Source organism: Mycolicibacter virginiensis (assembly GCF_022374935.2).
Classification (GTDB): domain Bacteria; phylum Actinomycetota; class Actinomycetes; order Mycobacteriales; family Mycobacteriaceae; genus Mycobacterium; species Mycobacterium virginiense.
This window is the reverse complement of record NZ_CP092430.2, coordinates 1,921,951-1,942,869: the sequence shown is the minus strand read 5'-3', so window position 1 is coordinate 1,942,869 and position 20,919 is coordinate 1,921,951. Positions and strand designations below refer to the sequence as shown.

Genomic DNA, 20,919 nt, shown 5'->3' with positions numbered 1-20,919 from the left:
CTCACCCCGACAGGTGGAAGTTGCCGGACTGTCCGTAGACGGACAGTGTGATGGTCAGCAGCACAAACACCGTCGCGGTGACCGAGGTTCGCACGGCGCGGCCGACGGCCTCGCCGACCCCGGCCGGGCCACCGCTGGCGGTGAAGCCGTAGTAGGTGTGCACCACCATGACCGCGGTGGCCATCGACAGCGCGGCCAGAAACGACCACAGCAGATCGGTGGGCTCCAAAAAGGTGGAGAAGTAGTGGTCGTAGACGCCCCGTGACTGCCCGTAGATCACGGTGGTGCCGAAGCGAGTCGCCAAGAACGCCATCAGCACCGCGACGGTGTAAAGCGGGATCACCACCAGCACGCCGGCCACGATCCGGGTGGCGGCAAGGTAGGTGATCGACCGAATGCCCATTGCTTCCAGCGCGTCGATCTCCTCGTTGATCCGCATCGAACCGATCTGCGCGGTCGCACCGGCACCGATGGTCGCGGCCAGCGCCACCCCGGCGGTGGCCGGGGCGATGAACCGGACGTTGAGGAAGGCGCCCAGGAAACCGGTCAGTGCTTCGATTCCGACGTTGGACAAGGTGTTGTAGCCCTGCACGGCGATCAGGGCCCCGGTGGACAAGGTGAGGAAGCCGACGATCACCACGGTGCCGCCGATGACGGCCAGCGCACCGGCGCCCATCCCCATGACCGCGATCAGCCGCAGCACCTCGCCGGGGTAGCGGCGGACCGCGTCGCCGATGGCGGCCAGTGCGGCGCCGTAGAAGGCGGTCTGTTCGCCCACCCGCCGGGCAGTCTCCGCGGCCGTCACGGCGCGACCTTCACACCGAAGGCGGTGGCCAGGATGTTGATCAGAAACAGCGCCATGAACGCGAACACCACGGTCTCGTTCACCGCATTGCCCACCGCCGTCGGGCCACCACCCACCGACAACCCCTTGTAGCAGGCGATCAGCCCGGCCGACAGGCCGAACAGCAGCGCCTTGATCAGCGAAACCACCACCTGCGGCAGGCCGGTCAACAGCGTCATCCCGGCGACGAAAGCGCCCGGCGTGACGTGCTGCACGAACACCACGAAGGCATAACTTCCGGTCAGGCCCACCACCGCGACCACTGAATAGAGCATCACCGCAACGAATGTCGCCGCGATCACGCGGGGAACGACCAGTGCCTCGACGGGGTTGACCCCGATCACCTTCATGGCGTCGATCTCCTCGCGAATCGTGCGGGCACCCAGATCAGCGCACATGGCGGTGGCGCCCGCCCCCGACACGACGATGGCGGTCACTACCGGGCCGACCTGGGTGACGGCCGCCAGCGCCGCGCCGGCGCCGGACAGGTCGGAGGCGCCGATCTCCAGCAGCACGATGTTGAGCGTGAAGACGATGAGCACGGTGTAGGGAATCGACAGCATGATCGTCGGGACGATCGACACCCGGGCCACGAACCAGATCTGAGTGATCAGCTCACGCCACGCCCACGGGGGTCGCGCCATGGCCGCGAACGTCTCGCCGGCAAGCACGACGAAATCGCCGACCGCGATCGCGGGCTTGGTCCAGGAGGGCCCGCTCATCGCTGCCTGCCTCTGAAGTTCGCCAACGCGTCAGCCCGTTCGTGCTCGCACGCGCCGACCGGTCAATGACAGCTCCGCCACTGCCCCACCCGATGCGCATGTCACCGCTGATCTCCCGCGCATTCGCCACTCCCCTCCTGTAGTTGGCCGAACAGTAGAAGTGCAGGAATTAGCTGTCAACGACCCCAAACGGCCTACTACCGCGCTGTTCACGGAAGCTGCTGGTTGCCAGGCGCCGGCGATTTGGCGCACGGCGATTTAATCGAACCGACCCGAACGACGGCACTCATTCGCGTCCCGCAGCGCGGTTTGCGGGCCGTGGCGCACACTCGATAGCACCCGATCGGAAGGATTCCAGGTGATGGCGACGACGGCGACGCGCTGGGAGCGGCGAGTGAATGCCGGCGACTGGGAGACCGTCGCCGCCGAACTCGACGAGTGCGGCGGCGCCCTGCTGCCGCGGCTGCTGACCGCCGCCGAGGCCGCGCGGCTGCGGCGGTGCTACGCCGACGACGAGCGCTTCCGTGCCACGGTCGACATGCAGCGCCATCGCTACGGGTCCGGGCAGTACCGCTATTTCGCGGCGCCGGCACCCGATCCGGTCGATGCGCTCAAGCGGGCGCTGTACCCGCATCTGCTGCCGATAGCCCGGGACTGGGCGACCCGGTTGGGCCGGGATGCGCCCTGGCCCGACGACTTCGACGAGTGGCTACACCAGTGTCACCGGGCCGATCAGACCAAACCGACCGCCTTGATGTTGCGCTACGGCCCCGGTGACTGGAATGCGCTGCACCGGGACCTCTACGGCGAGTTGGTGTTTCCGCTACAGGTGGTGATCAATCTCAGTGACCCCGCCGTCGATTACACCGGGGGTGAGTTTCTGCTCGTCGAGCAGCGCCCGCGTGCGCAGTCTCGGGGCGTGGCCGTGAAGCTGCCACACGGGCACGGTTATGTGTTCACCACCCGCGATCGCCCGGTGCGCTCCACCCGCGGCTGGTCGACGGCGCCGGTGCGCCACGGCGTCTCACCGATCCGCTCGGGTGAGCGCGTCACACTGGGGCTGATCTTCCACGACGCCGCTTGAAAGACACCGCTTATCGCACCGCCGCCTTACGCCGCAATAGGATCACGTTGTCGGTCAGCACGCCGGTCTGGCCGTCGGGTCCGACGGCGTCGCGCTCTGCAGTCCCGAGCCGTAGCAACTCCCACTGCGCGTCATCGAGCGCCAATCCCGCCAGTACCTCTTCGGCCGTAGCGAAGTGATGCTCGTGCACGTGCTCGCCGGCCCATGGCGGCGCGGCGGCATGGTCGACGATCAGCAGTCGCCCGCCCACCGCCACGGCGTCGGCGGCCCGGCGCAGCACCGCCTCGCGTTCCAGTGGCACCGGCGAGTGCAGGAACTGCGCCGACACCAGGTCGAATCGGCCGGCGGGGAAGCTGGTGGACAGATCGTGGCGCTCGAACCGGATCCGCGAGATCACCTGGCGCTCTTGAGCAGCGGCGCAGGCCCGTTCCAGCGCGTTGGCCGAGACATCGACTGCCACCACCTGCCAGCCGTCTTCGGCCAGCCAGATCGCGTCGGCGCCCTCACCGCAGCCCAGATCCAGTGCCCGGCCCGGAGCCAGGTCCGCGGTGATCTCGGCGAGCTGGACGTTGACCCGTCCACTCCACACCGGATCGTCGCCACCGTAGAACTCGTCCCAGAATTCGCGCGGGTCGCGCACGGCGTCGGTCATCGGTCTGTGTTCCTTCCGTTCATGACTGGCGGCAACGGCAATCCGTAGTCGTCGGCGGCCAGACTCTGCACCACCGCCGCCGCGGCGCGGGAGCCCGCCGCGATCGCGGCGGCAACCTGTGGCATCTCCCCCGTCAGATCCCCCGCGGCGAACACCCCGGGAATCGAGGTGCGGCACAACGGATCGACGCCGACCGGGTCCTGCGCCACGGGACCGGGTTCCGCAACGTCCACGCCGAGGCGCTCGGCCAGTTGATCGCGCTGCCGCAGGGCCGCCGCGACCAGAAGTCCGCGTCTGGGCAATCGCTCACCGTCGGCGAACACCACCGCCGACAGTTCGCCGTCGTGCGCGTCCAGCGCCGCCACCGGCCGCTCGTCTACCCGGACGCCGGCATTGGCCAGTCGGGTGCGGTCGTCCGCGCCGAGCTCGGCCGGACCGTTCGTGAGAACCACGATGTCGTCGCTCCAGCACCGCAGCAGCAGCGCTAAGTGAACGGCCCGGGCACCGTCGGCCAGCACCGCCAACGGAAGATCCCGCACTTCCCAGCCGTGGCAGAACGGGCAGTGAAAGACCGAACGGCCCCAGAGCTGCGCGATGCCGGGGAGATCCGGTGGCAGGTAGGCCATTCCGGTGGCCAGCAGCACACGGCGTGTTCGTTCTACGCGACCGCCGGCAAGCCGCACCACGAACTCGCCGTCGAAGCTTTCGATGTCGGCCACTTCACCGGCCCAGATCTGCACACCGTACGAAGCAAGTTCGTCGCGGCCGAGCCGATAGAGCTCGACCGGCGGGCGGCCGTCGTGGCCCAGCAGGCCGCCGATTCCGTGCGCGCTGCGGTTGCTCTGCTGCCCCGCGTCGATCAGCAGGGTGTTACGCCGGGCGCGGCCCAACACCAGACCGGCGCTGAGCCCTGCCGCGCCGCCGCCCACCACGATGCAATCCCAGATTTCGCTCATGCATCGAGCATGCAGCCTGTAGCGCGAAACAGCACGCTCGTTTGCCATCCAGGCAAATGAACCCTGAGGCCCGGCTTTCAGGAGGCGGCCACACTGGTGCTTGCCGTCCCACCGAAGGTGCTGGCAACCTGGGTTGCTATGCAGGCAAGCACGGGCGACGGCGGCGTAGATCTACTGGTGCGGCGTCGGCTGCGTGAGCTGCGCACCCAGCAGGGGCTGACCCTGGAGGATGTGGCGACGCGCGCCGGTATCGACGTCTCGACGTTGAGCAGGCTGGAATCGGGTAAGCGACGCCTGGCATTGGATCATCTGCCCCGGCTGGCCGAGGCACTGTCGGTCAGCACCGACGACTTGCTGCGCGCCCCGCAGCACCAGGACCCGCGGGTGCGGGGCGCCTCGCACAGCCACAACGGCATCACCTATTGGCCGCTGACCCGGCACGGCCCGGCCGGGGGTCTGCATGCCTTCAAGATCCGGGTCGGTATGCGCCGCCGACGCCCCGCGGAGTTGCCGGTGCACGAGGGCCACGAGTGGATGTATATGTTGTCCGGCCGACTCCGGTTGGTGCTGGGCGACGACGATTTCCTGATCGGGCCCGGCGAAGCGGTCGAGTTCTCCACCTGGACACCGCACTGGTTCGGTGCCGTCGACGGTCCGGCCGAAGCGATCGTGATCTTCGGAACCCACGGCGAACGCGTGCACCTGCACGACTGACGCGCGGGCCGCCGGCTACAGGTAGGCCGTCTGATTCACCAGCCGCACCGATGCCGGCCCGTCGCCATAGAACTCGGCGATGCTCAGCGACGCCAGGTCCAGGTGCAGCCGGTACAAGATGGCGGGGCCGGCGTCCAGCGCCAGGCGCAGCACGGTCTTGATCGGTGTCACATGCGACACCACCAGCACGGTGGTGCCGGCGTGGTCGGCGACGATTCGGTCACGCGCGGCCTGCACCCGCTGCTGTACGGCGTCGAAGCTCTCCCCGCCGGGGGGCTGCGTGGAGGTGTCTTTGAGCCAGCGGCGGTGCAGGTCGGGATCGCGCTCGGCGGCCTCGGCGAAGGTCAGTCCTTCCCAGGCCCCGAAGTCGGTTTCGGTCAGGTCCTCATCGACGGCCACGTCCAACCGAAGCAGTCGCGCCGCCGCCTCGGCGGTGTCGCGGCAGCGCTGCAGGGGTGAGCTGATGACCGCCGCGATGCCGCCGTGCTGGGCCAGGTAGCGCGCCGCGGCGTCGGCCTGCCGCCGGCCGGTCTCAGTCAGCGGCGGGTTGCCGCGTCCGGAGTAGCGCCGATTCACCGACAGTTCGGTCTGCCCGTGCCGCAGCAACAGCAGCCGAGTCGCCGTTCCCGTCGCGCCGGTCCAGCCGGGAGCTGTCGGGGCAGGCGCCGGCGCCGTCTCCACCGGCTGCGGTTCAGGTTCCCCGATTCCGGCAGCGGCGTCCATGGCCTCGTTGGCCAGCCGGTCCGCATGGGAATTCTTCTCCCGCGGAATCCAGGAGTAGCGGACGTGGTCGAACCTCGCCGCCAGCTCGCGGGCCTGCCGGTGCAGCGTGATCAGGTCCGGATGCTTGACCTTCCACCGGCCGGCCATCTGTTCGACCACCAGCTTGGAGTCCATGAACACCCCGACCTCGGCGGCGCCCAACCGGGCCGCCTCGGTCAATCCCGCTACCAGGCCCCGGTATTCGGCAACGTTGTTGGTGGCAACACCGATAGCCTCCTTGACCTCGGCGAGCAGCGAGGTGCGATCGGCGGACCACACCACCGCCCCATAACCGGCCGGGCCCGGGTTTCCGCGCGACCCACCGTCGGCTTCAACTACGACCTTCATCCCCCCACCTTCACCGGCCAGCGGACTAACCGAAGTCCTTGACCCGCAGCAAGATCGCGCTGCACTCGGGGCAGCGCAACACTTCTTCGGGAGCCGCCGCGGAGATCCGGGCCAGCTCACCGCGGTCGATCTCGATCCGGCAGGCGCCGCACTGCCCCCCACGCAGCGGTCCCGCGCCGACCCCGCTGGACGCCCGCTGCCGCTCATAAAGCGCCAACAGCTCGTCGTCGATCGTGGCGGCCAACTCGTCGCGGCTGGCGGCGCGCTGCCCGCGGGTGGTTTCGATCTCGGCCAGGGCCGTGCCCACCGCCTCTTGTACCCGGGCCAAATCGGCGGCCAGGCCTTCGATCACGGTTGCTTCCGCGTTCGCCTGGGTCTGCAGTTGCTCCCGCTGCTCCATCAACTCCAGCAGCGAGTCCTCCAAGCTGGATTGGCGCTTCTGCAGCGTCTCGAGCTCATGCTGCAGATCGACGACCTGCTTGGGGCTGGCCTGCCCCGAGTCCAGCAGGGCACGGTCGCGGTCCTCGCGTTGGCGCACCGCGTCGATCTCCGACTCGAATCGACCGGCTTGAGCGTCCAAGTCCTCCAAGGCCAACTCCAGCGCGGCCAGCCGATCCGCGGCCGCGGTGTGCTCGGCCTGAATGCGCTCGCCGTCCTGCTGTTCGGGAAGATTCTTGGCGCGGTGCGAGATCCGGGCCAGCTCGGCATCCAGCTCCAACAATTCCAACAGTGAACGTTGTTGAGCTACAGCAGCCTTCATGACCGGTCTCCTTCATGCGCGAGATTCCAGGGGTCGGTGCGCAGCGTGCTGACACGCACCGGCAGCGTCGCACCGAAATGCGAGCGGAGTACGTCGGCGGCTTGCGCGCACCACGGGTGTTCACTGGCCCAGTGGGCCACGTCGACCAGCGCCATCGCGGATCGGCGGGAATGCTCGTCAGCCGGATGGTGACGCAGGTCCGCGGTGACGTAGACCTGTGCGTCGGCGGCGGCCGCGGCATCCAGCAGGGAGTCTCCGGCACCGCCGCAGACCGCCACCCGCGAGACCGCCAGGTCGGGGTCGCCCGAGGCGCGCACGCCCCACGAGGTGGCCGGCAGGCCCGCTGCTACACGGGCGACGAACGCGCTCAACGGCTCCGGGGTTGCCAGGCTGCCGATCCGGCCGATGCCCACCCCGGCGGGCAGCGGCTGCAAGGCGAAGATGTCGAATGCCGGCTCTTCGTAGGGATGCGCGGCCAGCAGCGCCGCATGTATAGCTCCGCGGGCCCGCGCCGGCGCCACCACTTCGACGCGGTCCTCGGGAACGCGCTCCACCTGGCCCACCCGTCCGATTGTCGGCGTCGCACCGTAACCGGGCAGGAACTGGCCGGTGCCCGGCACACTCCAACTGCACTGTGTGTAGTCACCGATATGACCCGCGCCGGCCGCGAACACCGCGGCCCGGACCGCCTCGGCGTGCTCCGCCGGAGTGTAGATCACCCATTTGTCGGTGTCGGCGCGCGCGCCCGCCGGCTCCAGCACGGACTCCACGGTCAGCCCGAGCGCTGCCGCGAGCGCGTCGGAGACCCCGGGCGAGGCCGCGTCGGCATTGGTGTGGGCGGTGAACAGCGCCCGACCGGTCCGGATCAGCCGGTGCACCAGCGAGCCCTTGGGAGTGCTGGCCGCCACGGTGTCCACCCCGCGCAGCAGCAGCGGATGGTGGGCCAGCAGCAGGCCGCCGTCGGGCACCTCGTCGACCACCGCCGATGTGGCATCGACCGCGATCGTCACCGAGCTCACCAGGTCGTCGGGGTCACCGCAGACCAGCCCCACCGAGTCCCAGGAGTGGGCCAGCCCGGGCGGGTAGGCCGCATCCAGTACGTCAATGACGTCAGCCAGCCGCGCGGTCACGCGTGCAACAGTACCCACAGCCACTCTGCGCTCCTGGCGCACTCGTCTTTCACTCCAGACCGCCGCATTGTCGGCCGCGGCATATATACAGTTCGGTTCAGCTTCGGACGTGATGAGTTAGGTGACTACGTGATAACCGGTGAACTGAAAAGCAAGGTCGACCGCATCTGGGATGCGTTCTGGTCCGGCGGGATCTCCAACCCGATGGAGGTCATCGAGCAGATCACCTACCTGCTGTTCATTCGGCGCCTTGATGATCTACACACTCTTGCCGAGAACAGGGCCCGACGCGGCGGCAGCGCAGAGGGCATCGTCTTCGGCCCCGACCAGCAGCAGCTGCGCTGGTCACGGCTCAAGGACACCGCACCGGAGGTCATGCACCGCACGGTCGCCGACGAGGTGTTCCCGTTTCTGCGCGCTCTGGGTGGCGACGGCTCGACGTATTCGGCGCACATGCGCGACGCCCGGTTCACCATTCCCACCGCGGCGCTGCTGTCGCGGGTGGTGGACCTGCTCGACGACATCCCGATGGCCGACCGCGACACCAACGGCGACCTCTATGAGTATTTGTTGTCCAAGATCGCCAGCGCCGGCGTCAACGGCCAGTTCCGCACGCCGCGGCACATCATCGAGTTGATGGTGGCCATGAGGGCACCGGGTCCGGCCGACGAGATCTGCGACCCGGCGTGCGGCACCGCGGGCTTTCTGGTGGCCGCCGCCGAGTATGTCCGCGAGCAGCACCCGAGCGTGTTGACCGACGCCGAGCAGCGCCGGCACTTTCACGCCAGCATGTTCCACGGCTATGACTTCGACGCCACCATGCTGCGGATCGGTTCGATGAACATGCTGCTGCACGGCATCGAGTCCCCCGACATCCGCTACCGCGACTCGCTGTCCGAAGGCGCCAGCGAGGACGTCGAGAAGTACACGCTGATCTTGGCCAACCCGCCGTTCGCCGGGTCGCTGGACTACGAGTCCACCTCCAAGGACCTGCAGCGAATGGTCAAGACCAAAAAGACCGAGCTGCTGTTCCTGGCGCTGTTTCTGAAATTGCTAAAGCCCGGCGGGCGGGCGGCGGTGATCGTGCCCGACGGGGTGCTGTTCGGTTCATCCAAGGCACACAAGGAATTGCGCCGAACGCTGGTGGAGGACCAGAAGCTCGACGGTGTGGTCAAGCTGCCGTCGGGGGTGTTCAAGCCCTATGCCGGGGTCTCGACAGCGATTCTGCTGTTCACCAAGACCGATTCCGGCGGCACGGATCAGGTGTGGTTCTACGACGTTCGGGCCGACGGTTTCTCGTTGGACGACAAGCGCAATCCAGTCGACGCCAACGACCTTCCTGATGTGTTGGCACGATGGGGTGCCCGAACGAGCACCGAACTGGAGCGGGCCAGGACCGAGCAGTCGTTCTGCGTACCCAAGGCCGACATCGCCGCCCAAGGTTATGACCTGTCACTGAACCGCTACAAGGAGATCGTCCACGACGAGGTAGAGCACCGGCCGCCGCTCGAGATCATCGCGGAGATCGAAGTTTTGGAGGACGAGATCGCCAAGGGACTGGCGGAGTTGAAGGCGATGCTGTCGTGAGGATGGTGCCGTTAGGTGAGCTGTGCGAGATCAATGTCGGTCGAACACCCTCTCGCAATAACGCAGAATTCTGGGGCGATGGCGAACCTTGGCTCTCCATCGCGGATATGAACCAAGGACTGATGGTCCAACGAACGAAGGAACAGATCACCAGAATTGCGGCAAACCAAGGAAAACAAGTCGTGCCGGGCACCGTACTCCTCAGTTTCAAGCTAAGTATCGGGAAGGTCGCCATTGCCGGGGTGCCGCTCTACACAAACGAAGCGATCGCTGCCCTTCCGATCAAAGACGACCGCAAGCTGTTGCCGGGATATCTTTTGCGAGCCCTTGAAGCCATGGACCTTTCCACCGGCGCAAACAGGGCCGCGATGGGTGCCACACTAAACAAGGCCACACTTCAACAGTTCCGCATTCCGCTCCCCGGCCTCCCCGAGCAACGCCGCATCGCCGCGATCCTCGACCACGCCGACACCCTCCGCGCCAAGCGTCGCCGATCGCTAGCGCACATCAACGGCCTCGCGCTGGCAGTCTTCTCTGATAAATTCGGTGATCCCATAGCAAACCCACATCGGTACCCCGTACATCCCCTTAATGAGTGGGTAGACGCGAAGCGTCCTGTGACTTACGGAATTCTTAAACCTGGTCCGGATATTGATGGAGGCGTTCCGTATGTCCGAGTGGCAGATATGAAAGGGGGACGTATCGATCTACGAGGTGTACGCCGCACTACTCCGCAGATCGCGACCGAGTACCGCCGTTCGACACTGGCCACGGGCGATCTGCTGATGTCAATTAGAGGCCATGTCGGTCGTTTTGCATTCATTCCCGCAGAACTTGACGGGGGCAATATCACACAAGACTCGGCCCGGTTGGCAATCAAAGACCCAGCAAGTGCCGTCTATTTGCGCGGGGCAATGGAATCACCCAGTCTTCAACGGTGGCTGGACCGCCACACAAAGGGGGCAGCCGTCAGAGGAATCAACCTCGGTGATCTCAGAACTGCGCCGATCCCCTGTCCGCCGATATCGGAGCAACAGCAGTACGCATCTATCCTGCATAGTGTCGCTCATCGCCTGGAAATCGCCGAGAAGCAGCATGCGGTAATCGACAACCTCTTCGCCTCCCTGCAATCCCGCGCCTTCCGAGGGGAGCTGTAAATGCCTTTCGCCGTCATTGATTTCGAGACCACCGGCCTCGTGCCGGAACGCACCGACCGCGTTGTTGAGGTCGGCATCGTGCTGGCCGACGACAACTGGCAGATCGAAGATGAGTGGACCACGCTGGTCAACCCGCGCCGTGACCTCGGCCCGGTGCACATACACGGGATCAACGCGGGCGACCTGCTCGATGCCCCCGAATTCGCCGATATCGGCGACCACATCCTGCACCTGCTCAGCGGCCGCACTGTCGTCGCGCACAACGCCAGCTTCGACATGCGGTTCCTGCACGCCGAACTGTTGCGCGCCAACTACGCCGTACTCGACCGTCCGGCCGCGGTGTGCTCGATGAAGTGGGCAGGCCGCACCATCGGTGCCGCCAAGCTCGCGCACTGCTGTGAAGCCTTCGACATTCCGCTGGCCGACGCACACGCCGCCCTATGCGACGCGCGCGCCACCGCACAGTTGATGCCGCACCTCATGGCCATGTGCGGCAACACCTCCGACTGGTTCGATGACCTACAACGTTGCGCCACCTACGGCTGGCCCACAGCTCTGCGACCGGTGTCGCACGTCGCACCGGTTCTGCGCGGTCAGGCAGTCTGTGATCCCCACGAATGGCTGCGAGCAGTTCTGCAAGCGGCATGGATTCCAGGCAATCCAGAGGGCGAAGCCGCCTATCTTCTGACGCTGGAGAACGCGCTGCTGGACCGGTCGATCTCGCGCAGCGAGGGTCGGCAGTTGTTGGGCGCCGCAGAGTCCGCCGGATTGCGGCCCGAGACGGTGGACCGACTACACCGGCAGTATCTGCGCGAAGTCGCCGTCGAAGCACTCGACGATGGCGTCGTTACCGAGTCCGAACGTCGCGACCTCGATCTGGTGGCGGCAGTCCTCGGGTTCGTGTCGCACGATGTGGAGCAGGCCCTGCAGTGGGCCGCAGCGCAGACGGGCGAACCGCAACGGAACACGGCGTTCACCTTGCGCCCCGGTGACCGCGTGGTGTTCACCGGGGACATGGCGCGCAGCCGCGAGCAGTGGATCGCCACCATCGTCGCTGCGGGCCTCACGACCGGCGGAGTCGCAAAGTCGACCCGGTTGGTGGTGGCTGCCGACGCCGACTCACTGAGCCGCAAGGCCGTAAAGGCGCGCGAATACGGCATTCCGGTAGTCAGTGAGGCCGCGTTTGAGCGGATATATGAAGGCTATCTGCGGTCTTTGTGAACCACAGACTTGAGCGCCCAGATAACGGCGCTCAAGGGCGCAGATCCGGCACCAGACTCCACAACACGGCGATATCGTCGCCGAACACCTGTTTGGTGCGGGCAATGAGATGCTCGATGGCTGCTGCCCCGTTCGGAGCACGCTGAAGGACGAACCCACAGCGGATGAGCGATTCGGTCGCGTCCGGGATACATCTGAGCTGCAGCAGCGCCAAGCCGTCAGAGCCCCACCACTGTGCCGACTCCAGCTCCACTCTCCATGACTCAGCCAAAGCCTCAACGCGAAAGTCGGACCAGCTCAATCGACGAAAGTGCTGCATCCCCTCGGCGAACAACTCCCACCGCTGGTCCCCTGCCAGCGTCTCGGACGGCACCACGGCGAGGTGTCTTCCACCGATGAGAGCATCGGCCACGGCCCCGACGTGTCGGATGAACAGTTCGGCCAGAATCCCGTCGATCAGATCCGCCAAGGACAACCCACCTCGGTCAGCCTTCGAGTCGCTACCCTCGGGGTCGTCCTCAGCCTCGGGCTCGTCATCGCCATCGAGCTTTCCGGTTTCCAGGGTGCGGGCCACTCCGTAGAGAACACGCCGGTAGACCCATGTGTGGGGCGACTGATCCGGATCGGCTTGAGCACGTCCGGTCAGGATGCGGTGCAGCATTGCCGCCAATTGGTCGTCGCCGATGGGAGAAGCGAAATCAATGCCTTGCCCGGTTGACTCACTGACAGCGGTGCCGTGCTCATTTTCGCGGTTAAGGGCCGCGGCACGCCAAACGCCGTGGGAATTCGTAATCATCAATATGCCGTCGGCGGCCCCTACGGAATCGACGGTCATCAGGTCCAAATGGTGCGCTCCGTGCGGGTCTTCGACACGCGCCACCTGGTCAAGCCGACCGTCACGGCGTCGATACCCGATCAATGCCGTACCGACCGAAAGGCCGGATCAGCTACCGTCTTGCGCACCAATCGCAGCAGCAGGTTGGGGTCATCTGCACGCCAATGTCGGTACGCATGCGAGCTTGATAAATCCGCGACTTCGGAAAACCGCTGGGCGAACGCCTCGACTGCGCGTCGCAGCAGGCTCGCGACTATTGGACGCTCGAATTCGATCCGGTCCAGCGCTTCCTCCACGTCAGGTGCGGCAAGCAACTCCAGACTTGCGATGCCGCGGGCAGCCAACCAGATTCCCAGATCAGAGTGGTATCCCCTTGCCTCGGCAAGCATTCCCGCGTCCAGGTCGCCCCAGTCGAGTCCATCCACAATCGCAAACGACGCGGAGAGCTGCGGCCACTCCGCAGATATCGGTGCCGGCCGGGTTGTAGTGTCGGCGGCATCTCGTACCGCCGTGATCAGCCGGCTGAGCGATACCCGCAACATCTGCTCCACATGCAGAGCTTCTTCCCGGCCATCAGGAATCTGGTGTTGGTCGAGTGCGGCGGCCACATCGTTGAGCGCCACACGCAGCAACCATTCTGATATCGGCGGTGAGCATGCAGCAGGCAACGGATTTCCCCACACGATCCTGCTCATCAACAGGTGCATTAGCGGAAAATGTTGGAGCCCCGCGGGCACGACCTTGAGCGGTCCCGTCGACTTTCCTACGAACACAACATTGATGCCTCCAGGCGTCACCGCGTGAGCGACGAACGTGCCGTCTGCGCGATCCGTATCGTGGCGGATGCTGACCACCATGCCTGCCGCGGGCACATCACTCATTCCGCAGAGCGGCAGGCCCGGATACGGATGAGGCATAGGCACGGTCTCCGCGCGGTCTTCGAAGAACCGCAGTAAGTACTCACCGCCGCCGGCCGCTGTGGTGAGTTGCCGGTGACGTAACAGCAGGTCGATCAACGCATCAATGGTGATCGCCCGGCCACCGATATGCGCCACGACGTCGCTGCCCGAATCTCCTGGTGGACCCACAGGGTGAGAGCGTAGGGCCGATCACAGACACACCGCTCCGCCTGAGCTGCCTGAACGTCACGGATGGTTCCGCTCGACTGTGCCGCGACGCTTCCGACCAACGCCAATTCTCTCCGACAACCTCATACCCGGCCGCAAATCGCTGTCAGATGACGATACGCACTCACCTGTGGTGCAAGCCCGCGTTCCTGCCACCCTGCACGCGAAGCTGCAAGCACTCGCCGACCGAAGACATATCAGTCTGTCCAAGCTGTTGCGTGAGGCGATCCACGAATTCATGGAGCGCAAGGAGAATCCCGCATAGCTCTCCTGCTACCTGCCATTGCGCACCGTAGTTGATAAGTTTCATTCGATATTCGTTTGACTGATCAGCAGGAGGCGGCGCCAACCGTGATCGCCGCAGGTTACCGGACCCGCCAGCCACGGCCATCGACCATACGTGGACGAACATCGTCGTTTAGTGACATCGTCCGGGCAACAATGTCACTGATCCGGCCGATGAGTGATATTGCCAGCTTGATCTGCCCGGATGGGCCAACAATCAGCCCTTCGAGTGCCGGAGCCACGCATTGAGTAACTTCGCCTTCCTGCACGCGGTCGGCTGGCCGGAGTTGCACGCCGACTGCGCCCGCGCCGAAAGCTACGCGACCACCGATCCCCGTTCGGCCTGCTTCTACAGCCGCCGCGCCGTGGAGCAACTGGTCGGCCACCTCTACGACGTACTGGGACTGCCGATCCCCTACCGAGATGATCTGTCGGCACGCATCAATGACGCGGCCTTCCGCGCCAAGACGGGCATGGGGATCGCCCAGAAGCTCAACCTGATTCGCAAGCTGGGCAACACCGCAGTCCACGAACCGCGCCCCATTGCCCCTCGTCCCGCCATGGATGCGTTGCGCGAGCTGCATCACGTGATGGTGTGGGCTGCCTTCCACTACTCGACCAACCCGCAGGCGGTGCCGCTCAAAGCCGAGTTCGACCCGGCGCGTGCCGCCAAGGCCGCACCGCTGAGCCGCGCGGAAGTCGCCAAGCTCGCCGAGCGTTTCCGGGCCCAAGACGAAGCACACGCCAAAGCGCTGCAAGAGAAAGATGAGCTGGCCGCAGCCAAGGACGCCGAAATCGCCCGGCTGGTTGAGCAGATCAAGGCCGCGCAGGCGCTCAACCGTCAGATCGACGACCACGACTACTCCGAAGCGCAAACCCGCGACTTGTACATCGACGTGCTGCTGGCCGAGGCCGGGTGGCCCCTGACCGAGACCCGCGACCGCGAATTCCCGGTCACCGGAATGCCGAACAACGATGGCGTCGGCTACATCGACTACGTGCTGTGGGGGGCAGATGGGCTGCCGCTGGCCGTCGTCGAAGCCAAGCGCACCACCAAAAGCCCCGAGATCGGCCGCCAGCAGGCCAAGTTGTACGCGGACTGTCTGGAGCAGATGACCGGCCGTCGGCCCGTCATCTTCTATACCAACGGATACGAGCATTGGCTGTGGGACGACGCCGGCGGCTACCCGCCGCGTGAGGTGCAGGGCTTCTTGACCCGCGACGAGTTGGAACTGTTGGTGCACCGCCGCCACGCCCGCGGGCCCCTGAACGAGGCTCCAATCGACTCCGGGATCGTCGAGCGGCACTACCAGCACCGCGCCATTCGGGCCATTGATGACGCATTCACCGCCAAGCAGCGCGAGGCCCTGCTGGTGATGGCAACCGGCTCCGGCAAAACCCGGACCGTGATCGCGCTGGTCGACCAACTGATGAAAGCCGGCTGGGTCAAGCGGGTGCTGTTCCTGGCTGACCGCACCGCGCTGGTCAACCAGGCGGTAAACGCCTTCAAGACCCATCTGCCGACGGTCACCACCGTCAACCTGGTCACCGAGAAAATCGCTGACGGCCGTGTCTACGCCTCGACGTATCCGACGATGATGAACCTGATCAACGACACCGATTCGGGCCTGCGAACTTTCGGGCCTGGGTATTTCGACCTGGTCATCATCGACGAGGCACACCGCTCCGTATATCAGAAGTACCGGGCGATCTTCGACTGGTTCGACTCACTGCTGGTGGGGCTGACCGCCACGCCCAAAGACGAGGTCGACCACAACACCTACCGGCTGTTCCACCTCGAAGACGGCGTGCCGACCGATGCCTACAGCCTCGATGAGGCTGTCGCCGAAGGCTTTCTGGTTCCGCCGGTCGGTGTGTCGGTCGGTACCAAGTTCCTGGAGCGGGGCATCCGCTACGACGAGCTCAGCGAGCAGGAGCGCGACCAGTGGGATGCCCTGGACTGGGGCGAGGACGAAGACCCACCCGATGGGGTGTCCGCCGAGGAGCTCAACCGGTTCCTGTTCAACGAGGACACCGTCGACAAAGTACTGGCCACCCTCATGGATAAGGGCCACAAAGTCGCCGGCGGCGACCGGCTGGGCAAGACCATCATCTTCGCCAAGAGCCAGAAGCATGCCGAATTCGTCGTGCGCCGCTTCGACGATCAATACCCGGAGCACGCCGGTCATTTCGCGCGGGTGATCACTCATTCGACGACCTACGCCCAGAGCCTGATCGACGATTTCTCCGTCGCCGACAAGGCTCCGCACATAGCGATCTCGGTGGACATGCTCGACACCGGCATCGACGTGCCCGAGGTCGTGAACCTGGTGTTCTTCAAGCGAGTTCGTTCCAAGAGCAAGTTCTGGCAAATGATCGGACGCGGCACCCGGCTGCGCAAAGACCTCTACGGGCCGGCCCGGCACAAGGAGAACTTCTACGTCTTCGATTTCTGCGGCAACCTCGAGTTCTTCAATCAGGATCTGGCCGGTTCGGAGGGTTCGGCACAGAAGTCTTTGCAGCAACGGCTTTTCGAGACCCGACTGGGTCTGATCACTGCACTCGATGCCGTCGTACCGGCCGGCGAAGCCGAGCCTGCCGAAGGAGCTGGCGATCAGACCGAACGCGGCCTACGGGTCGACACCGCGTGGCTGCTGCACCGCGCCGTGGCCGGCATGAATCTGGAAAACTTCCTGGTCCGGCCGCACCGCAAATGGGTGGAGCAGTACGGGCAGTGGTCGGCGTGGGCCGAGCTTGATACCCAGGCGGCGAACGACGTCGTCGAACATCTTGCCTGGCTGCCCTCCACCATCAAAGACGACGACGAGGCCGCCAAACGGTTCGACTTGCTGGTACTGCGCCGCCAGCTCGCTCAACTGGAAGCCGATGCCGTCGCCGCCGAGCGACTACGCGAGCAGATTCAAGTCATCGCCGCCGGACTGCTCGCCAAAACCACCATCCCGGCGGTGGCCGCCCAGCAGGAGCTGCTCGACGACGTCGCCGGCGACCAGTGGTGGATCGATGTCACCCTGCCGATGCTCGAACACGCCCGGCGCCGGCTCCGCGGCCTGATCACCTTCCTCGACAAGACCGTGCAGAACACCGTCTACACCGACTTCGAAGATGAACTCGGCGAAGCCACCCTGATCGATCTACCCAACATCACCCCGGGCACCAATCCGGAACGCTTCAAGGCAAAAGCCGCCGCCTACCTGCGGGCCCACCAAGACCATGTCGCCATACAGCGACTGCGCCGCAACAAACCGCTCACCACTGCGGACCTGCACGCGTTGGAACAGATGCTGATCGACAGCGGCGCCGGAGAACCCGCCGACATCGCCCAGGCCAGCGAACAGGCGCACGGCCTGGGCCTGTTTATCCGCTCGCTGGTGGGCCTGGACCGGACGGCTGCGGTCGAGGCCTTCGGGAAATATCTCGACGGCACGGCGTTCACCGTCGAGCAGGTCCGCTTCGTCACCCTGATCGTCGATGAGCTCACCCACAACGGGCTGATGGATCCGGCGCGCCTCTACGAATCCCCGTTCACCGACCACGCCCCCACCGGGCCGGAAACCGTCTTCGACGAGGCCGACGTCGACGGCATAGTGGAGGTGCTGCGGACCATCAAAGCCAACGCTGCGCCCAGCGATGTGGTGGCTTAGCCGCATTCCACCGATGCGATGAGGTGTGGATCGTCCGACGTTCGGCCGTCACATCGGTGCGTTGTCGCGCAAAGGCGGGCACATCGCCACATGGCCCCAATCCCGTGACCACTGTGGCGTTTGAGACAGCGATTCAAACAGTCACGATCTATCAGCCAGAATAAGACCGTGACGCGCACGAGCACCGCCACCGCCGAATTGGTCATCTTCGACCTCGACGGCACCTTGACCGACTCCGCGGCCGGGATCGTCGCCAGCTTCCGGCACGCGCTGGAGCACATCGGCGCGCCGATTCCCGAGGGTGATCTGGCTGCCCGGCTGGTCGGCCCGCCGATGCACCACACGCTGGCCGCGATGGGCCTCGGCGAGCAGACCGAAGCCGCGGTCGCCGCCTACCGAGCCGACTACACCGGCCGCGGATGGCAGATGAACACCATGTTCGACGGCGTCGCCGAACTGCTGCGCGACCTGCGAGCCGCCGAGGTCCGGTTGGCCGTGGCTACCTCCAAGGTGGAGCCGACGGCGCGCAAGATCCTCGCCCATTTCGGGCTCGACGGCTATTTCGAGGTGGTCGCCGGCGCCAGCGTCGACGGCACCCGGGCCGCGAAGTCCGAGGTGGTGGCCCACGCTCTGGCTCAGCTGACGCCGCTGCCCGCGCGGGTGCTGATGGTGGGCGATCGGCGCCACGATGTGGACGGTGCGGCCGCGCACGGCATCGACACGGTGCTGGTCGGCTGGGGCTACGGCCAGACCGACTATGCGGACACCGCCGATGCCGGTCTCGATTCCCCCGACGGTCCCCTCGCCCGCGTGCAGACCGTCACCGAACTACGGGAGGTCCTCGGTGTCTGAGCCGATGCTGCATGTCACGTTCGTCTGCACCGGCAACATCTGCCGCTCGCCGATGGCAGAGAAGATGTTCGCCCACCAGCTCGCGCAGCGCGGGCTGGGCGGCACCGTGCGGGTGACCAGCGCCGGCACCGCGGACTGGCACGTCGGCAAGGGCGCCGACGAACGCACCAACCGCGTGCTGCGCGACAACGGCTACCCGGTGGAGCACTGCGCCGCCCAGGTCGGGCCCGACCACGAGACCGCGGATCTGGTGGTGGCGCTGGGACGCAACCATGTCGGGCTGCTGCAAGGGCTGGGCATTCCGGCCGAGCGGATCCGGATGCTGCGGTCCTTCGACCCGCGTTCGGGAGCGGCCGTGCCCGACGTCGACGACCCCTACTACGGCGGCCACGACGACTTCGTGCAGGCGTTCACCGTGATCGCGGCCGCCCTGCCGGGCCTGCACGCCTGGGTCGACGGGCAGCTGGCGTTGGGCGAGAGCGGCTGATGCGACGCCTGGCCTTCCTGCTGCGCCCGAGCTGGCTGGCTCTGGCGGCGGTGGTGCTGGGCTTCGCCTACCTGTGTTTCACCGTGCTGGCGCCGTGGCAACTGGGCAAGAACACCACCACGTCTCGCGCGAACAGCCAACTCGAGCACGCGTTGACCGCCGAACCCGTGCCGGTGACCACAATGCTGCCGCATCAGGATTCGTCCGCGCCGGACGAGCAGTGGCGGCCGGTGACCGCCACCGGGCACTACCTGGCCGAGAAGCAGGTGCTGGTGCGGTTGCGCTCGATCGACGGAGTGCCCGCGGTGGAGGTACTGGCACCGTTCGCGGTCAAAGGCGGACCGACCGTGCTGGTGAATCGCGGCTTCGTGCACACCGACGACGGCGGTTCGCGGCTGCCGGACATTGCGGCACCGCCTGCCGCCGAGGTCACCATCACCGCGCGGCTGCGTGATTCCCAAGGGGCAATTGAAGGCAAGAACCCGTTCACCGAGAACGGTTTTCGCCAGGTGTACTCGATCAACACCGAGCAGGTCGCGGCGGTGACCGGCGTCGCGCTGACCGGGTCCTACCTGCAGCTCGTCGAAGATCAGCCTGGCGGCTTGGGTGTGATCGCGCTGCCGCGCCGGGATGCCGGCCCGTTCCTGTCCTACGGCATCCAGTGGATCGCGTTCGGGATCCTGGCGCCAATAGGTCTGGGGTACTTCGCGTTCGCCGAGCTGCGGGCCCGCCGGGCGGAGCGCGCCGCGACGCAACCCGAGCCCGGCTCGGACGAGCCCGCGCCACCGATGACTGTCGAGCAGAAGCTCGCCGACCGATACGGCCGGCGCCGCTAGGCCCCCGACGCCGCTGTGCCATCCTGGGGCCATGGTGAACATCTCGGGTGTCGGGATCTGGAGCGCGCCGCTGCGCTACGGCGATCAGGGCGAGGCCGCCGACGCGGCCGCCGAATTGGAGGAACTGGGCTTCGGCGTGCTGTGGATCCCCGACGTCGGCGGTCCGGTGTTCGACGCGGTGGGCAACCTGCTGGCGGCCACCCGCAGCGCGGTCATCGCCACCGGCATCCTGAACCTGTGGATGCACACCCCGGCCGACGTCGCGGCGTCCTACGCAACGCTGACCGCGGCACACGGTGAGCGGTTCCTGCTCGGCATCGGGGTCAGTCACGCTCCGCTGATCGACGCCGGAGATCCCGGGCGGTACCGCCGCCCGCTGCGCGCCATGAGCGAGTTTCTCGACGGGCTCGACGCCGCCGCCGCGCCGGTGCCGGTCGAGTCACGGGTGCTCGCGGCACTGGGGCCGAAGATGCTCGACTTGGCCGCCTCCCGCAGCCGCGGCGCCCACCCCTACCTGACCACCCCGGAGCACACCCGGTTTGCCCGCGAGCAGCTGGGCGACGGGCCGTTGTTGCTGCCCGAGCAGACCGCGATCTTGTGCACCAGCCGCGACGAAGCACGCGCGATCGGCACCAAGTGGCTGGGCTCCTACCTGGCGCTGCCCAACTACGCCAACAACCTGCTGCGGTCAGGTTTCTCCGAGGACGACATCGTGAGCGTCAGCGATCGGCTGTTCGATGCGATCATCGCCTGGGGAACCCCGGAGGCCGTGCTCAGCCGGGTCGCCGAGCACCAGGCCGCCGGCGCCGACCACATCTGCGTCCAGCTGCTGGATGCCGACCCGCGCGCGTTCCCGCGGGAGCAGTGGCGGCAGTTGGCCGCAGCGCTGGGCTGAGCC

General features: G+C 66.3%; 20 protein-coding genes. 11 read left to right on the top strand and 9 right to left on the bottom strand.

The features are described 5' to 3' along the window. Position 1: 1 nt before the first annotated feature. Together MJO54_RS09375 and MJO54_RS09370 are read right to left on the bottom strand one after the other, a co-directional pair. Positions 2-805 (bottom strand): ABC transporter permease, encoded by an 804-nt coding sequence (locus tag MJO54_RS09375; RefSeq protein ID WP_065153560.1) that lies wholly within the window; start codon positions 803-805, stop codon positions 2-4. After that, on the bottom strand, positions 802-1,566 hold the full coding sequence (locus MJO54_RS09370; RefSeq protein WP_240175830.1) for an MlaE family ABC transporter permease: 765 nt from the start codon (positions 1,564-1,566) through the stop codon (positions 802-804). The genes MJO54_RS09375 and MJO54_RS09370 overlap by 4 nt, the downstream gene beginning before the upstream one ends. A 361-nt stretch (positions 1,567-1,927) precedes the next feature. Between MJO54_RS09370 and MJO54_RS09365 the strand changes: the two genes are divergently transcribed. Then, complete coding sequence (locus tag MJO54_RS09365; RefSeq protein ID WP_240175829.1) at positions 1,928-2,650, top strand: 2OG-Fe(II) oxygenase; 723 nt, start codon at positions 1,928-1,930, stop codon at positions 2,648-2,650. Positions 2,651-2,660: 10 nt separating this feature from the next. Here the strand turns inward: MJO54_RS09365 and MJO54_RS09360 are convergent, their stop codons facing one another. Both MJO54_RS09360 and MJO54_RS09355 read right to left on the bottom strand, forming a co-directional pair. Then, positions 2,661-3,302 carry an SAM-dependent methyltransferase gene (locus MJO54_RS09360; RefSeq protein WP_240175828.1) on the bottom strand — a complete coding sequence of 214 codons (642 nt, stop codon included), beginning with the start codon at positions 3,300-3,302 and terminating at the stop codon, positions 2,661-2,663. Continuing rightward, the gene (locus MJO54_RS09355) at positions 3,299-4,258 is read right to left on the bottom strand and encodes an NAD(P)/FAD-dependent oxidoreductase (protein WP_105295026.1); all 960 of its coding nucleotides are present in this window, start codon (positions 4,256-4,258) and stop codon (positions 3,299-3,301) included. The genes MJO54_RS09360 and MJO54_RS09355 overlap by 4 nt, the downstream gene beginning before the upstream one ends. Before the next feature lie 138 nt (positions 4,259-4,396). On the opposite strand from MJO54_RS09355, the gene MJO54_RS09350 reads away from it, so the two are divergent. After that, positions 4,397-4,972: a type II toxin-antitoxin system RelB family anti-toxin gene (locus MJO54_RS09350; protein ID WP_105295027.1), complete on the top strand. Its 576-nt coding sequence runs from the start codon at positions 4,397-4,399 to the stop codon at positions 4,970-4,972. Positions 4,973-4,987: 15 nt separating this feature from the next. Here the strand turns inward: MJO54_RS09350 and MJO54_RS09345 are convergent, their stop codons facing one another. Genes MJO54_RS09345 through MJO54_RS09335 form a run of 3 tightly spaced genes read right to left on the bottom strand, consistent with a single transcriptional unit; the run spans position 4,988 to position 7,972 of the window. Then, a complete protein-coding gene (locus tag MJO54_RS09345) occupies positions 4,988-6,082 on the bottom strand; it encodes a bifunctional RNase H/acid phosphatase (protein WP_105295028.1) in 1,095 nt (364 codons plus the stop codon). A gap of 25 nt (positions 6,083-6,107) precedes the next feature. Beyond that, a complete protein-coding gene (locus MJO54_RS09340; protein ID WP_046286090.1) occupies positions 6,108-6,842 on the bottom strand; it encodes a zinc ribbon domain-containing protein in 735 nt (244 codons plus the stop codon). Continuing rightward, positions 6,839-7,972, bottom strand: a complete 1,134-nt coding sequence (locus MJO54_RS09335) for a Nif3-like dinuclear metal center hexameric protein (RefSeq protein ID WP_105295029.1) — start codon at positions 7,970-7,972, stop codon at positions 6,839-6,841. The genes MJO54_RS09340 and MJO54_RS09335 overlap by 4 nt, the downstream gene beginning before the upstream one ends. Positions 7,973-8,101: 129 nt before the next feature. Between MJO54_RS09335 and MJO54_RS09330 the strand changes: the two genes are divergently transcribed. The 3 genes from MJO54_RS09330 to MJO54_RS09320 are packed head-to-tail and all read left to right on the top strand — an operon-like array spanning position 8,102 to position 11,937. Further along, a complete protein-coding gene (locus MJO54_RS09330; RefSeq protein WP_105295030.1) occupies positions 8,102-9,559 on the top strand; it encodes a type I restriction-modification system subunit M in 1,458 nt (485 codons plus the stop codon). 2 nt (positions 9,560-9,561) lie between these two features. Continuing rightward, a complete protein-coding gene (locus MJO54_RS09325; protein ID WP_234821525.1) occupies positions 9,562-10,716 on the top strand; it encodes a restriction endonuclease subunit S in 1,155 nt (384 codons plus the stop codon). Next, positions 10,717-11,937, top strand: a complete 1,221-nt coding sequence (locus tag MJO54_RS09320) for an exonuclease domain-containing protein (RefSeq protein WP_105295032.1) — start codon at positions 10,717-10,719, stop codon at positions 11,935-11,937. 31 nt (positions 11,938-11,968) lie between these two features. On the opposite strand, the gene MJO54_RS09315 is transcribed toward MJO54_RS09320, so the two are convergent. Together MJO54_RS09315 and MJO54_RS09310 are read right to left on the bottom strand one after the other, a co-directional pair. Further along, positions 11,969-12,772, bottom strand: a complete 804-nt coding sequence (locus MJO54_RS09315; RefSeq protein ID WP_133164988.1) for a hypothetical protein — start codon at positions 12,770-12,772, stop codon at positions 11,969-11,971. Positions 12,773-12,852: 80 nt separating this feature from the next. Continuing rightward, the gene (locus MJO54_RS09310) at positions 12,853-13,827 is read right to left on the bottom strand and encodes a hypothetical protein (RefSeq protein WP_105295034.1); all 975 of its coding nucleotides are present in this window, start codon (positions 13,825-13,827) and stop codon (positions 12,853-12,855) included. A 202-nt stretch (positions 13,828-14,029) separates the two neighbouring features. Between MJO54_RS09310 and MJO54_RS09305 the strand changes: the two genes are divergently transcribed. From MJO54_RS09305 to MJO54_RS09280, 6 genes are all read left to right on the top strand, one after another. Continuing rightward, positions 14,030-14,164 carry a ribbon-helix-helix protein, CopG family gene (locus tag MJO54_RS09305; protein WP_165797893.1) on the top strand — a complete coding sequence of 45 codons (135 nt, stop codon included), beginning with the start codon at positions 14,030-14,032 and terminating at the stop codon, positions 14,162-14,164. Positions 14,165-14,429: 265 nt separating this feature from the next. Continuing rightward, positions 14,430-17,846, top strand: a complete 3,417-nt coding sequence (locus MJO54_RS09300; protein ID WP_105295036.1) for a DEAD/DEAH box helicase family protein — start codon at positions 14,430-14,432, stop codon at positions 17,844-17,846. Between the two features lie 168 nt (positions 17,847-18,014). Continuing rightward, complete coding sequence (locus tag MJO54_RS09295) at positions 18,015-18,698, top strand: HAD-IA family hydrolase (protein WP_105295037.1); 684 nt, start codon at positions 18,015-18,017, stop codon at positions 18,696-18,698. Next, positions 18,691-19,185 (top strand): low molecular weight protein-tyrosine-phosphatase, encoded by a 495-nt coding sequence (locus MJO54_RS09290; RefSeq protein WP_064890693.1) that lies wholly within the window; start codon positions 18,691-18,693, stop codon positions 19,183-19,185. The genes MJO54_RS09295 and MJO54_RS09290 overlap by 8 nt, the downstream gene beginning before the upstream one ends. After that, entirely contained in the window at positions 19,185-20,021 is an 837-nt protein-coding gene (locus tag MJO54_RS09285; protein ID WP_064890695.1) for an SURF1 family cytochrome oxidase biogenesis protein, read from the top strand. Before MJO54_RS09290 ends, MJO54_RS09285 begins: the two co-directional genes overlap by 1 nt. 34 nt (positions 20,022-20,055) lie before the next feature. After that, a complete protein-coding gene (locus MJO54_RS09280) occupies positions 20,056-20,916 on the top strand; it encodes an LLM class F420-dependent oxidoreductase (RefSeq protein ID WP_105295049.1) in 861 nt (286 codons plus the stop codon). Positions 20,917-20,919: the final 3 nt, after the last annotated feature.

Bases quoted from the DNA above. Each gene is read 5' to 3' on its own strand.
- MJO54_RS09370 (WP_240175830.1), bottom strand. From the start codon at position 1,566: ATGAGCGGGCCCTCCTGGACCAAGCCCGCGATCGCGGTCGGCGATTTC.
- MJO54_RS09365 (WP_240175829.1), top strand. From the start codon at position 1,928: ATGGCGACGACGGCGACGCGCTGGGAGCGGCGAGTGAATGCCGGCGAC.
- MJO54_RS09360 (WP_240175828.1), bottom strand. From the start codon at position 3,302: ATGACCGACGCCGTGCGCGACCCGCGCGAATTCTGGGACGAGTTCTAC.
- MJO54_RS09355 (WP_105295026.1), bottom strand. From the start codon at position 4,258: ATGAGCGAAATCTGGGATTGCATCGTGGTGGGCGGCGGCGCGGCAGGG.
- MJO54_RS09350 (WP_105295027.1), top strand. From the start codon at position 4,397: ATGCAGGCAAGCACGGGCGACGGCGGCGTAGATCTACTGGTGCGGCGT.
- MJO54_RS09345 (WP_105295028.1), bottom strand. From the start codon at position 6,082: ATGAAGGTCGTAGTTGAAGCCGACGGTGGGTCGCGCGGAAACCCGGGC.
- MJO54_RS09340 (WP_046286090.1), bottom strand. From the start codon at position 6,842: ATGAAGGCTGCTGTAGCTCAACAACGTTCACTGTTGGAATTGTTGGAG.
- MJO54_RS09325 (WP_234821525.1), top strand. From the start codon at position 9,562: ATGGTGCCGTTAGGTGAGCTGTGCGAGATCAATGTCGGTCGAACACCC.
- MJO54_RS09320 (WP_105295032.1), top strand. From the start codon at position 10,717: ATGCCTTTCGCCGTCATTGATTTCGAGACCACCGGCCTCGTGCCGGAA.
- MJO54_RS09315 (WP_133164988.1), bottom strand. From the start codon at position 12,772: ATGACCGTCGATTCCGTAGGGGCCGCCGACGGCATATTGATGATTACG.
- MJO54_RS09285 (WP_064890695.1), top strand. From the start codon at position 19,185: ATGCGACGCCTGGCCTTCCTGCTGCGCCCGAGCTGGCTGGCTCTGGCG.